The 12,642-nt window shown below is 72.0% G+C and carries 10 protein-coding genes; 5 read left to right on the top strand and 5 right to left on the bottom strand.

Annotation, left to right across the window (positions count from 1 at the left end; all coding sequences use genetic code 11):
- Positions 1–47 precede the first annotated feature (47 nt).
- Positions 48–1,439 carry a diacylglycerol/lipid kinase family protein gene (locus AC067M_RS32570; protein WP_478700638.1) on the bottom strand — a complete coding sequence of 464 codons (1,392 nt, stop codon included), beginning with the start codon at positions 1,437–1,439 and terminating at the stop codon, positions 48–50.
- Positions 1,440–1,574: 135 nt separating this feature from the next.
- On the opposite strand from AC067M_RS32570, the gene AC067M_RS32565 reads away from it, so the two are divergent.
- On the top strand, positions 1,575–2,141 hold the full coding sequence (locus AC067M_RS32565; RefSeq protein WP_478700637.1) for a GNAT family N-acetyltransferase: 567 nt from the start codon (positions 1,575–1,577) through the stop codon (positions 2,139–2,141).
- A gap of 29 nt (positions 2,142–2,170) precedes the next feature.
- On the opposite strand, the gene AC067M_RS32560 is transcribed toward AC067M_RS32565, so the two are convergent.
- The 3 genes from AC067M_RS32560 to AC067M_RS32550 all read right to left on the bottom strand — a co-directional run bounded on the left by AC067M_RS32560 (position 2,171) and on the right by AC067M_RS32550 (position 5,806).
- Positions 2,171–2,875, bottom strand: coding sequence for a hypothetical protein (locus AC067M_RS32560; protein WP_478700636.1), 705 nt, complete (start codon positions 2,873–2,875; stop codon positions 2,171–2,173).
- Positions 2,876–2,982: 107 nt separating this feature from the next.
- On the bottom strand, positions 2,983–5,103 hold the full coding sequence (locus tag AC067M_RS32555) for a SpoIIE family protein phosphatase (protein WP_478700635.1): 2,121 nt from the start codon (positions 5,101–5,103) through the stop codon (positions 2,983–2,985).
- A 238-nt stretch (positions 5,104–5,341) separates the two neighbouring features.
- Positions 5,342–5,806, bottom strand: coding sequence for a Crp/Fnr family transcriptional regulator (locus tag AC067M_RS32550; RefSeq protein WP_478700634.1), 465 nt, complete (start codon positions 5,804–5,806; stop codon positions 5,342–5,344).
- 222 nt (positions 5,807–6,028) lie between these two features.
- Here AC067M_RS32550 and AC067M_RS32545 point away from each other — a divergent pair, with 222 nt between their 5' ends.
- Positions 6,029–8,416, top strand: a complete 2,388-nt coding sequence (locus tag AC067M_RS32545; protein ID WP_478700633.1) for a phosphoketolase family protein — start codon at positions 6,029–6,031, stop codon at positions 8,414–8,416.
- A 50-nt stretch (positions 8,417–8,466) separates the two neighbouring features.
- Here AC067M_RS32545 and AC067M_RS32540 read toward each other — a convergent pair whose 3' ends face one another.
- Complete coding sequence (locus AC067M_RS32540; RefSeq protein ID WP_478700632.1) at positions 8,467–9,918, bottom strand: glyceraldehyde-3-phosphate dehydrogenase; 1,452 nt, start codon at positions 9,916–9,918, stop codon at positions 8,467–8,469.
- 229 nt (positions 9,919–10,147) lie between these two features.
- On the opposite strand from AC067M_RS32540, the gene AC067M_RS32535 reads away from it, so the two are divergent.
- From AC067M_RS32535 to AC067M_RS32525, 3 genes are read left to right on the top strand one after another with little or no spacing between them, the layout of a single operon-like run.
- Positions 10,148–11,113 carry a hypothetical protein gene (locus tag AC067M_RS32535; protein ID WP_478700631.1) on the top strand — a complete coding sequence of 322 codons (966 nt, stop codon included), beginning with the start codon at positions 10,148–10,150 and terminating at the stop codon, positions 11,111–11,113.
- Positions 11,114–11,139: 26 nt separating this feature from the next.
- Entirely contained in the window at positions 11,140–11,802 is a 663-nt protein-coding gene (locus tag AC067M_RS32530; RefSeq protein ID WP_478700630.1) for a hypothetical protein, read from the top strand.
- Positions 11,774–12,628 carry an inositol monophosphatase family protein gene (locus tag AC067M_RS32525; protein ID WP_478700629.1) on the top strand — a complete coding sequence of 285 codons (855 nt, stop codon included), beginning with the start codon at positions 11,774–11,776 and terminating at the stop codon, positions 12,626–12,628. The genes AC067M_RS32530 and AC067M_RS32525 overlap by 29 nt, the downstream gene beginning before the upstream one ends.
- The last annotated feature ends 14 nt before the right edge of the window (positions 12,629–12,642 follow it).

Here is a 12,642-nt window from a genome sequence, read left to right as displayed (position 1 = left end):
GAGCGCCGGCAGCCCGTACGGGCCGGGCGCGTGCCGGCCTTTACGGGTCAGCGCTGTGAGCCGCTCTCTTGCCGTGGCGGCAGTGGCGTGACAACCGATGTTCGGCCGGGCACCGCCGTACGTCCCACGGCGGCCGCGAGCTTGCGCAGGCGGCGCCAGTCGAGGCGGGGCGGCGGCTCCGGAACACCGGGACGGACGCGGGGGACCCGGACGCGCAGCGCACGGCGTGCCACGCGGCAGCGGACCGGGGTCGGCAGCAGCAGCGCCTCGCCGTCGAGCCCGACCTCCAGGTGTGGTGCGTCGGCCTCGACGACCACGTCGTGGGCGGTCAGCACCGCGAGACCGGCCGGGTTCGGGTCCAGCAGCAGTTCGGCCGCCTCCACGGCACTGTCCACGCGGACCGAAAGGACCCCGAGCTTCCCGGAGTTCAGGCGCTCACGGCGGCCGAACCCGAAGGGATCGCCGGTGCGGTAGGGGTTGTTGCTGACCAGCACGGCCTGCGGATCGGTGAGCGCGGTGTCGTCGGCGCGAACGGTCAGCCGAGGACCCCGCTGCCGGGAGAGAAGGTCCGGCAGCAGCTCCAGCGCGGTGCCCACCTTGTCGTCGCGGTAGCCCGGGCTCTGCACGACCGCCCCGTAGACCCCGAAGGAGGCGTTGTTGACGAAGGGGCGTCCGTCGGCGAAGCCGAGGTCGACGCGGAGCTCCACCCCGTCGGTCAGCGCGTCCAGACAGGTTGACGGGTCGTCACGGTCGAGCCCGAGGTCCATGGCGAAGTGGTTGCGGGTGCCGGCCGAGATGACGAGGAACGGCACGTCATGCTCCGCGGCGACGGCGGCGACCAGGGCCTGCGTGCCGTCGCCGCCCGCCACGCCCAGGAGGTCCGCTCCTCGCGCCACGGCGGACCTCGCGAGTTCCGTGACGTCCTGCTGCCGCTCCGGGTCGAGCAGCACGACCTGGGCACCCAGGCTCTCGGCCTTCTCGCGCAGGGAGAACCGCTCGACCTTGCCGCCGCCGGAACGCGGGTTGAGGATCAGGAAGGGGCGCCTGGGCGGCGGCGTCCGGTGCTCCTTCATGCGGACCGGGCGCAGCCCCGTGCTGCGCAGGGCGTACCGGCCCGCCCACACGGCGAAGCACCACAACAGCGCCGACAGCACGACCACCCACAGCAGGTTCACCGCGGCGAACATCGCGACGACCGCGACGGGCACGGCGACCGTCAGCAGCGCCGCGGCCACCCGGGCCGCGCCGCGGCGGGACAGCGCCCACCAGAGCGCGGCGGCCGTGACGGCGAGCCCCGAGACGCCCACCGCCAGGAGCACCACGCCCAGCACCCCGCCGACGAGGAGGGGCAGCAGCGCCGCCGCTGCCGTCGAGGCGAGCGCGGCCCTGGCCGCCCACGCCTGTCGATGGTGCAGTCGCTCATGCGATGCCGCTTCCATGAGCCCCTTCCCCGTGTGAGGGCCGACGTCGAACGCCGTCCCTCACCCTGCGCACAGAGGGACGCCGACAAGATCTCACGGCGCGGGTCACGGGCACCACCTGGCTCTCGGCAGGGGCGGTCGTAGGTTCGTGTCATGACGATCGCTGACGACATGCCGTACCGGATCCGGACGGCCCGCCCCGAGGACCGTGAGGCCATGGCGGCGATCGACGGATCCTTCACCACCAGGACCGTCTTCCGTGTCGCCGTCGGGGAGCACGGGTTCGCCCTGCGGGAGGTCACGGTGGACCCGCCCCTGCACAAGGTCTTCCCGGACGGGGACACGGACGAAGGAGACGACCACACCGGGCAGGACGTGAACAGCCGTACCTTCGTGGCGGTCGACACCGACGGTCGCCCGGCGGGCTTCGCGGCCGTCTCCTACGCCCCGTGGAACCGGCGGCTGACCATCGAGGACATCGAGGTCGCCCCCGCCCACCGGGGCCGGGGTATCGGCCGCGCACTGATGACCCACGCCGCCGAGTTCGGCCGTGAGCGCGGTGCCGGGCACCTCTGGCTGGAGGTCACCAACGTCAACGCCCCGGCGATCCACGCCTACCGGCGGATGGGGTTCGCGTTCTGCGGACTGGACACGGCGCTCTACGACGGGACGCCCTCGGCGGGCGAACAGGCGCTTTTCATGAGCATGCCCTGCCTGTGAGCCGAACCCCGACGGTCACGCTCGTGACATCAGGGCCGGGCGAACGCCTCGCTGGTGACGTCGCGTTCGAAGGTGGCGCCTTGGAAGCCGTACGTGCTGATGCGGTCGAGTTTGATCAGGACGCAGAAGCGGTCGGTGGTGTCCAGGGAGGCGGCCACCTCGCGGAAGTTGCGCTTGAGGTAGTGGATCGCGGCCTGGTTCGCCAGGGAGCTCTGGCCGCAGATCAGGAAGACGGGGCGACTGGCCTCCGGGGGCGTGAACTTGGCGACGAGGGCGTGTTCCACGGTGCCCTTGTCCCACAGGTACCGCTCACCGCCGACGACGTAGGCCACCGACTCGGGGCCCGGGCCGTACGGGAGGATCGTCACACCGGGAAGGTGGGTCGCGAGGTGCCCGCCCGTGCGGACGTTGGCGTCACCGAGCGGTCCGCCGATGCAGAACTCGGTCCGGGCGTCGTTGCTGCCGCGGAAGTCGTTGCCGGACTCCGTGACGACGTCGCTGCCGAGCTGGCTGGCCAGGGTCGCCACCTCGATGATGGCGCGGAGGTCCTTCTGCGCGGTGACGCCCTGCGCGTTGTGCTTGCTGCCGATGACCACCAGGCAGGTCTCGCCCGGTACGACACCGAAGAAGTCCGCCTTGCGGCGCAGCAGTCGGGACCGCTTGCCGCGCTCCCAGAGCCACACGCACGCCCCACCGATGAAACTGGTCGCCAGCCCGACCAGCACATTGACCACTACCGAAAGGATGGCAGCCCCCTCGCACTCGACATCCTCGGGGAGCCCCGGCCCACCCCCTCCGGCGAAGATCCTCCACCACGGTGCCCGGCCGGGACAACCGGAACTCAGCTGCGGGGGTTGAGCAGGAGCAGGGCGATGTCGTCGTGACGGGACGCGATGTGCCCGGCGGGCTGGACCAGGATGTCGGCGAGGCTCTCCATCGTGCCCTTGAGGGTGCCTTCCCCCGCCCCGTCCGGGGCGTCGGCCAGACGGGCGGCGAGCTCCGCAGTGGTGTCGTCGATGTCGACACCCGGGATCTCGACGAGTCCGTCGGTGTAGAGGGCGAGGACACAGCCGGGGGGCAGTTCGATACCGGTGGTGGTGTAGTCGGCGTCGGCATCGATGCCCAGCAGCAGGCCGGGGGGGAGGCCGAGGACCTCCGTGTGCCCGTCGGGGTGGCGCAGCAGGGGCGGTGGGTGGCCGGCGGTGGCCAGGGACGCGCGGTGGCGGGCGAGGTCGAGGTGGACGCAGAGGCAGCTGGTGAACAGGCCGGTCTCGAGATCGGTCAGCAGCCGGTTGGTGCGGGCGAGCACGTTGCCGGGGGAGGCGCCGGCGGTGGCGTGGGCGTGAACGGCCGTACGGACCTGCCCCATGAGGGCCGCCGCGGTGACGTTGTGGCCCTGGACGTCGCCGATCGCCGCGACGGCCGTGGTCGCGGGACCGCCGAAGAGGTCGTAGAAGTCGCCGCCGATGCCCATGCCGCGACCGGCCGGGAGATAGCGGGCGGCGACGTCCAGGCCGGGGATGTTGGGCAGGGCGTGCGGCAGCAGACCGGCCTGCAGGGTGCGGGCCAGCTCGTCCTTGGCGTCGTAGAGGCGGGCGCGGTCCAGTGCCTGCGCGATCAGCCCGGCCAGCGAGGTCAGGACGGCACGCTCGGCCGGGGGGAACGGCCGGGGCCGGTCGTAGGCGAGGACGAGCGAGCCGACGGTGCCGCCGGAGGCGATCAGGGGCAGGAAGGCCCAGGCGCCCATGCCGTCCTGGTGGACGGCCGGCGGGTAGGCGCGCTTGAGGTCCGCGAAGCTGCCGAAGAAACTGGGGTGGCCCGCGTTCAGGACGCGGACGGCCGGGGTGTCGGAGGTCAGGGGCTCGGCGTCGAAGCCGGCCATGAGTTCGGCCGGGTAACCGCGGTGGCCGACGATGTGCAGCCGGCCCTCCTCCGCGGTCATCAGGGCGAGCGCCTGCGCGCCGAACGCGGGCACGATCTGGTCGGCGACCAGTTCGACCACGTCCCTGGCGCCGACGGCCTCGGTGAGGGCGGCGGCCAGGTGCATCAGGTGGTAGTGCGCGGTGGCCCCGACCGGCTCGACGGGAGCCGGTGGCTGCTCCGGCACGGCCGTCAGGGGCTGGTCGGCCGGGGCGGGGGTGATGTGGACGCTGATCCCGGAGGCATCCGGGTAGAGCCGGAAGCCCAGCCGTGTGTCCGGTGGGCGCAGGGCGGTGAAGGAGGTCGCCTGGCGGGCGATCACCGTCGCCCGGTAGTGGTCCTCGAAGGCGGGGTCGCGCAGCCAGTGCAGCACCTCCCACGGCCGTGCTCCCAGCAGGGCGGTGACGCCCGTGCCGAGCAGGTCGGCCGCCGCCGTGTTGGCGAAGGTGATCCGGCCGTCCAGGTCGAGCGCGCAGCAGCCCACCGGAAGGCGCTCGGCGAACTCGACAGCGGCCGCCGCGTCCATCTGTTCCGTGGTGGGGCGAGGAGGCGGGGACAGCACCCGCGGCTCGGCCCCCGGCACCACGGGGTGACCGCTGTCCTCGGCCTCCCGCAGCAGTCGGCCCAGCCGGCGGCAACAGGCATCGATCATGTCGCGCTCGTCCGCGCTCAGCTGAGGCGGATGCCAGAGGGGCCACAGCAGCACGATCCCGCCCCACACGGTGGCACCGTCGTTGATCGCGACGGTGGCCATCATGAAGTCGTACGGCAGCACCAGCTGAAGCGTGGGATAGTGCCGCGCCACCTCCTCCCGGCTGCCCAGCCACACCAGACGCCGCTCCCGCACCGCGTCCGCCACCGGGAGCGGGGCGTCGAGCGCGACCCGCGCCCAGGGAGCGGCGAGCCGCGCGGGCACTCCGGAGACCGCCGCCAGCCGCAGCGCCCCCTCCTCGGGCGGCAGCAGGTACAGCAGGCCCACCGAGGCTCCGACCTCGTGCACGAGGCGCCCGAAGGGTTCGTCGAGCCGCTGAGCGTGACCCATACGGCGACACTATGTCCGATGTGCGGCGACGGCGCCCCGGCAACGGCGATGTCCTCAGGCCGCGGGGCCTCCGGCGGAGCGACGGGGAGGGGTCCGGCACGCCGACGCGCACCGGTCGGAGTCGTCCGGCACGGCGGAAACCGTCGACCGTGGCCGAAGTCGAGGAGCAGTCCGGTGTCACGCAGCGTGATGCCCAGGTGGCCAGGAGGGGGCGGGGAAACTCATCCGCAGCCGCGGCTCAGGGCCTGTCGCCGCTGCCGTACGGGGCGTACAGGTCGAGCAGGCGGACGCGGGTCGCGTGCAGGCGGTGGGCCAGGACCCGGCCGACCCAGTGGTCGACGGCCTGCCCGAACTCCGCGTCCTGCGCGCACGCCAGGCGCACCGCGACGGCGTCGAACTCGTGGGCGCGGACCGGTGTCACCGCCTGGGCTCCCAGGCTCCACATGTGCGGCTCGAACAGCCACGACCAGCCGACGAGGTCGTCATGGCCGAGGCTCTCGATGACCGGTGAGCGACGTCCGGGCACATGCATGTCGAGGGCGACGGTGCCGCTGCGCACGATCCAGAACCGGTCGGCGCGCCCGCCCTCCTCGAAGAGGCGGGTGCCCTGCGGGATGTCGATCTCGTGGGCGAAACACATCAGGCGGGTCCCGTGCCGGGCGGGCAGGGCCCGCAGCACGCTCGGGGTGGCGGAAACATTCATGACTGTCTCCAGAAGGGGGGGCCGGGGTCGGGCCGTCCCTACCAGCGTCCGCCCCGATCCGTGCCGGTGCGAACGGTCCGGTCGGGGCCGGATGTGGCCCGGACGGCCCTGTCGGGTACCCGGCGGTCCGGGGGAGGGTGGACCACGGACCGGCCACACCTCCGACCGATGAGACCGACGAGACCGACGAGACCGACGACACCGACCCGGAAGGGACCTTCCATGTCCGTCGACACGCAGCAGGAGTCCACGACCCGGCTCCCCGAGGAGGAGCTACGGGCCCTGGACGCCCATTGGCGCGGCGCGAACTACCTGTCCGTCGGCCAGATCTACCTGATGGCCAACCCCCTGCTTGCCGAGCCGCTGCGCCCCGAGCACGTCAAGCCACGGCTCCTCGGCCACTGGGGCACCTCACCCGGTCTGAACCTGGTCCACACCCACCTCAACCGCGTCATCAAGGCCCGCGGCCAGGACGCCCTGTGCGTCTGGGGCCCGGGGCACGGAGGGCCCGCCGTACTGGCCAACTCCTGGCTGGAGGGTTCGTACACCGAGACCTACCCGGACGTCACGCGCGACGTCGACGGCATGGCCCGCCTGTTCAAGCAGTTCTCGTTCCCCGGCGGCGTGCCCAGCCACGTGGCGCCCGAGACGCCCGGCTCCATCCACGAGGGCGGCGAACTGGGCTACGCGCTCTCGCACGCCTACGGGGCCGCCCTCGACAACCCGGACCTGCTGGTCGCCTGCGTGATCGGCGACGGCGAGGCGGAGACCGGACCGCTGGCCGCGTCCTGGCACTCCAACAAGTTCCTCGACCCCGTCCACGACGGCGCCGTCCTGCCGATCCTCCACCTCAACGGCTACAAGATCGCCAACCCGACGGTCCTCGCCCGCCTCCCCGAGCCCGAGCTGGACTCCCTCCTCAAGGGCTACGGCCACGACCCGATCCATGTCACCGGCGACGACCCCGCGACCGTGCACAGGGCCATGGCAGCCGCGCTGGACACCGCCCTGGACCGCATCGCCGCCCTGCAACGGGCCGCCCGCGAGGAGGGCGCCACCGAACGCCCCCGCTGGCCGATGATCGTGCTGCGCACCCCGAAAGGCTGGACCGGCCCCGCCGAGGTCGACGGCCTGCCCGTGGAGGGCACCTGGCGTGCGCACCAGGTTCCGCTGTCCGCCGTCCGAGACAACCCCGAGCACCTGCGCCAGCTCGAGGAATGGCTGCGCTCGTACCGGCCCGACGAGCTCTTCGACGCCCACGGCCGCCCCCGCGAACAGGTACTCGCCTGCGTTCCCGAGGGCACCGCGCGTCTCGGCGCCACCCCGCACGCCAACGGCGGTCTCCTGCTGCGCGAACTGCCCCTGCCACCCCTGGAGCGGTACGCCGTCCCCGTCGACAAGCCGGGCGCCACCGTGCATGAACCGACCCGTGTCCTGGGTGATTTGCTCGAACACGTCATGCGGGCCACCACCGAGCGCCGCGACTTCCGCCTCGTCGGCCCCGACGAGACCGCCTCCAACCGGCTGGCGGCCGTCTACGCGGCCAGCGGCAAGGCCTGGCAGGCCGAGACGCTCGACGTGGACGAGGGACTCGACCGGCACGGCCGCGTCATGGAGATCCTCTCCGAACACACCTGCCAGGGCTGGCTGGAGGGCTACCTGCTGACCGGGCGGCACGGACTGTTCTCCTGCTACGAGGCGTTCGCGCACATCGTCGACTCCATGGTCAACCAGCACATCAAGTGGCTGCACGTGACACGGGAGTTGCCCTGGAGGGCGCCCATCGCCTCCCTCAACTACCTGCTGACCTCACACGTCTGGCGCCAGGACCACAACGGCTTCTCCCACCAGGACCCCGGCTTCGTCGACCACATCCTGAACAAGAGCCCCGAGGCCGTACGGGTCTATCTGCCGCCGGACGCCAACACCCTGCTGTCGGTGGCCGACCACGCGCTGCGCAGCCGCGACTACGTCAACGTGATCGTGGCCGGGAAACAGCCCTGCTTCGACTGGCTGTCCATGGAACAGGCCAAGGTCCACTGCGCGCGCGGCGCCGGTGTCTGGGACTGGGCCGGCACCGAGGACGGCACCCGTGAACCGGACGTGGTGCTCGCCTGCGCGGGCGACGTCCCCACCCAGGAGATCCTGGCCGCCGCGCAGTTGCTGCGCCGACATCTGCCCGAGCTGGCGGTGCGGGTCGTGAACGTCGTCGACATCGCCCGCCTGATGCCGGCCGGGGAACACCCGCACGGGATGAGCGACTTCGAGTACGACGGCCTGTTCACCACCGACAAGCCGGTCGTCTTCGCCTATCACGGCTACCCCTGGCTGATCCACCGCCTGGCCTACCAGCGCGCCGGTCACGCCAACCTGCATGTGCGCGGCTACCGGGAGATCGGCACCACGACGACCCCGTTCGACATGGTCGTCGTCAACGACCTCGACCGCTACCGCCTCGTCATGGACGTCATCGACCGCGTCCCCGGCCTCGCCGTGCGCGCGGCCGCCGTACGGCAACGGATGGAGGACACCCGACTGCGCCACCACGACTGGATCCGCGCCCACGGCACCGACCTCCCCGAGGTCGCGGACTGGAGCTGGGACGGCTGACCACCGGCGGGCGGGGCGAGAGATCCTCGCCCCGCCCGCCGGCGCGGGGATCAGACCGCCGGGGCCGGGTACGTCGGGTACTCGACGCCGGAGACGTGCTGGACGACGCGGATGACCTGGCAGGAGTAGCCGAACTCGTTGTCGTACCAGAGGTAGAGGATCGCGTTGTCGCCGTCGACCTTGGTGGCGCCCGCGTCGATGATCGAGGCGTGGCGCGAGCCGATGAAGTCGCTGGAGACGGCGTCGGGGGCGGTGGTGAAGTCGATCTGGCGCTTGAGCGGCGAGGTCAGCGACACGCCCCGGAGGTAGTCGAGGACGTCCTCGCGGGTGGTCTCGCGGCCGAGCCGCAGGCTGAGAATCGCGATCGAGACGTCCGGGACCGGGACGCGGATCGAGCTGCCGGTGATCGGCGCCTTGAGGTCGGGCAGCGCCTTCGCCACGGCGGAGGCGGCACCGGTCTCGGTGATCACCATGTTCAGCGGCGCCGAGCGGCCGCGACGGTCGGCCTTGTGGTAGTTGTCCAGCAGGTTCTGGTCGTTGGTGAACGAGTGGACGGTCTCCACGTGGCCGCGCAGCACGCCGTACTCGTCCGCCATGGCCTTCAGCGGCGGGACGATCGCGTTGGTGGTGCAGGAGGCGCAGGACAGGATCTGCTCGTCCGGCTTGATCGTGTCGTGGTTGACGCCGTGCACGATGTTGGGGACGTCGCCCTTGCCCGGCGCGGTCAGGACGACCTTGGCGATACCGGGGCGCAGGTGCTCCGACAGGCCCTCACGGTCACGCCACTTGCCCGTGTTGTCGATGAGGATGGCGTCCTTGATGCCGTACGCCGTGTAGTCGACCTCCGACGGGTCGCCCGCGTAGATCACCTTGATCTCGTTGCCGTTGGCGTTGATCGTGCTGGTCGCCTCGTCAACGGTGATCGTGCCCTGGAACTGACCGTGGATGGAGTCGCGGCGCAGCAGCGAGGCGCGCTTCACGAGGTCCTCGGAGGCCCGCCCGCCGCCGCGCACGACGATGGCGCGCAGCCGCAGGCCGTTGCCGGAGCCGGCCTTCTCGATGAGCAGGCGGGCCACCAGGCGGCCGATGCGGCCGAAGCCGTAGAGGACGACGTCGCGTCCCTCGCGGCGCTCGATCTTGTTCGCCCCGGTGGCGCCGGCGACGGCTTCGGCGGTGAACTCCGCCACCGACAGACCGCGGTCATCGGTCTTGTACGTCGCGGCGAGCATGCCGAGGTCGATCTGGGAGGGCCCCAGGTCGAGCGCGGTGAGGGCCTGCAGGAAGGGCAGCGTCTCGGTGACCGAGAGCTCCTCGCCGGCGATCTGCCGGGCGAATCGGTGGGCCTTGAGGATGCTGACCACCGACTTGTTCACCAGGGAGCGGCTGTGCAGCAGGACCGTGACGTCCCGCTCGCGGTGCAGCTTCCCGATCATCGGGATCATCGACTCCGCGATCTCCTCGCGAGTCTTCCAGTTGGTGAACGAGTCCTCGTTGACAGTCACAGGATTATCTTTCGAGCTAGGCGGTGCTCAGATGATAACCACAGGCGATTTCGATCATTCAAGCGGTGTCTTACGGGCTGATCGGTACGGTGCGCGGGCCTTCGGGTTCGCCGGTCGCTCACGGCCTCAACACGGCATCCCTCAACCGGAGTTGAGGGTGATGGACGCACCGTGGCCGCCGGACGCCGTTCCTCCTACCATGGAGGTCGCCGTCGGGGGAGGGTGGGACGTGACGCGCAACACACCGCAGTCGTCCGGGCGTCGGCTGGAGGACTCGATCGCCTGGGCGGTCAGGAACGCGGACGGTGTCGTCGCCATCGGTGCCGCCCTGGTCATCGGCCTGCTGGAGGTGCTGGGCCCGAACTTCAACGACAACGTCGTCTCCGGCGCCACCCTGCTGGTCCTGGCCACGCTGGTCTTCGGATCACTGACCGAGCGCCGACGCCGACTGGCCGACATCCGTACCGCGACCGCCGGGACGAACCGGGCGATCGAGGACCTGGCCATGGTGCGCACCCTGGCCGGCGCGGAGGTCGGCCTCGCGCACGAGCACGCCCGCCGCAACACCGCCCGCTGGGTGTACAAGGGCGGCACCGGCACCTACCTGCGGGCCGTCACCCTGCCCGAGTGCGTCATCGAGGCCCAGCGGGGCCGCCGGTCCCTGAGCATGAAGATCGACATCGTGAACCCGGCCGACGACCGGGTGTGCGCCGCCTACGCGCGCTTCCGGCGCACCTTCGGCCACCGGCCCGACGGCGGGGCCCTCGGCGAGTGGACCACCGAGCGCACCCGCAAGGAGGCGTACGCCACCGTCCTCGCCGCCGCCTGGCACCGGCAGCGGCTGGACACCCTGGAGGTCGACGTGCACCTCTCCTCGGTGGCGCCGACCCTGCGCTTCGACCTGTCGGATGCCGGACTCATCATCACCCAGGACGACCCGCGCCGCGTGAGCCTGTACGTGGAGCGCGGCCGCCCGCTCTACGACTACTACGTCACCGAGTTGCACCAGAGCCGCGAGCAGGCGGTCAAGCTCGACCTGCGGGAGTCGACGCCGCTGAGCGACGAGCCGACCGTCGACGAGGCCAGACGCCTCTTCGACCGGCTCGGTCTGCCGCTGCCGACGAGTTTCACCGACCGGGACGTCGGCGACATCATCGACAAGGCGCTGCGCGCGCAGGACCCCTACCGCGGGTGAGCGCCAGTGGGGCGAGGGGGACGACGATGGACTACCCGGCCCTGGAACGGGCCGCCCGGCGCGGGGCCGCCGGCGAGCTGATGCGTCACGCCGCATCGGAACTCGAACAGGTCGTCTCGGGCCGCCGCACCCTGCGCGCGGTACGCCACCCCCTGGGGTTCGTCTGCCTGCCTGTCCTGCGCGACGGGCCCCGGGGAGTCTGCGTGCACGTCTTCGGCCCCGCCGACACGGTACAGACGGGCCACCAAGTCCACTGCCACAGCTGGGACCTGACAAGTACGGTGCTCTACGGGCGGCTCGGCAACCGGCGGATGGGGATCCGCGACGAGACCCGGCGCCCCACCCACCGCGTCTTCGAGGTGCACAGCGACCCCTCCGGAGTGGACGAACTGCGGCCCACCGAGCGGCTGGTGCGCTGCCTGCCCGGCACCGAACAGACGAGTTCACGCGGCCAGACCTACGCCCTCCCCGCCGGCGAGTTCCACACCACCGTGGTACCGGACGGCCGCCCGGCCGCCACCCTGGTGCTGGGGCTGACCCTGCCCGGCCGGGCCGACCTCTCCCTGGGCCCCCTGGGGGCCCCGGGCCACCGGGTGGTCCGCAGCATGTGCGACGCGGCCCAGACCGCCCGGATCGCTCGGGCCGCGGTCAGGAGGATCCATGAACCCGAGCCCGAACCCCCTGCCTGACTTCACCCCCGAGTGCCGTACCGCGGTGACGGCCGCCGAGGAGGCCGGAGCATTGCTGCGGTCCCGCCTCCCGGACGGCTGTGCCGCCCGCCCCAAGGGCGAACGCGGCGATGTCGTCACCGACCTGGACGTGCAGGCCGAGCGCCTCGTGGTGCACCGCATCCGGCAACGCTTCCCGCACGACCGGATCCTCGCCGAGGAGTCGGGGGAGCTGAGTGGCGACGACAACGGCCGCACCTGGCTGGTGGATCCGCTCGACGGCAGCAACAACGTGGTGATCGGGCTGCCCGTCTACGTGGTGGGCATCGCCCTGTGCGTCGACGAGGCGCCGGTCGTCGGTGTCGTGCACGACCCGGTGAACGCCCGCACCTGGTCGGCGCTGCGCGGCGGCGGCGCGCACGGGCCGCTCGGGAGACTCACCGCGACCGGCGCCCCCCGCCCGCTGCCGCCCGCGGGACCGCTGCTGGCCTGGACCCAGGGGCACGCCGTACCCCGCGACGACCCCCGGGCCCGAGCCCTGCGGCACACCCTGGAGGTCCGCTCCCGGCGACTGCTCCAGCTGTGGGCCCCACTGCTGAGCTGGGCCATGCTGGCCCGCGGCGACATCGACGGGTTCGTGGGCTACCGGGCGGAGGCGATCGACCTGCCGGCCGGGGCACTGCTGGCCCGTGAGGCGGGCATGACCGTACGGCACCTGGACGGCGGGGAGTTCGGCGGCGGTTTCTCCGGGCCGGACACCCGGCGCTCCTTCGTCGCGGGACGTGCGGAGGTGCTGCCGTACCTCCTGGACTCGGTGGCGGTGTCCGGCCTCATCCGGCCCTCGTAGCGCCGCCTCCGTGA

The sequence above is a fragment of the Streptomyces sp. NPDC043427 genome (assembly GCF_056436655.1).
This window is presented reverse-complemented; position numbering and strand designations above follow the sequence as displayed.

What these genes read in the sequence shown, in the direction of transcription:
- AC067M_RS32550 (WP_478700634.1), bottom strand. Translation starts at nt 5,806, where the DNA reads ATGAATGTTTCCGCCACCCCGAGCGTGCTGCGGGCCCTGCCCGCCCGG.
- AC067M_RS32525 (WP_478700629.1), top strand. Translation starts at nt 11,774, where the DNA reads ATGAACCCGAGCCCGAACCCCCTGCCTGACTTCACCCCCGAGTGCCGT.
- AC067M_RS32530 (WP_478700630.1), top strand. Translation starts at nt 11,140, where the DNA reads ATGGACTACCCGGCCCTGGAACGGGCCGCCCGGCGCGGGGCCGCCGGC.
- AC067M_RS32570 (WP_478700638.1), bottom strand. Translation starts at nt 1,439, where the DNA reads ATGGAAGCGGCATCGCATGAGCGACTGCACCATCGACAGGCGTGGGCG.
- AC067M_RS32555 (WP_478700635.1), bottom strand. Translation starts at nt 5,103, where the DNA reads ATGGGTCACGCTCAGCGGCTCGACGAACCCTTCGGGCGCCTCGTGCAC.
- AC067M_RS32565 (WP_478700637.1), top strand. Translation starts at nt 1,575, where the DNA reads ATGACGATCGCTGACGACATGCCGTACCGGATCCGGACGGCCCGCCCC.
- AC067M_RS32545 (WP_478700633.1), top strand. Translation starts at nt 6,029, where the DNA reads ATGTCCGTCGACACGCAGCAGGAGTCCACGACCCGGCTCCCCGAGGAG.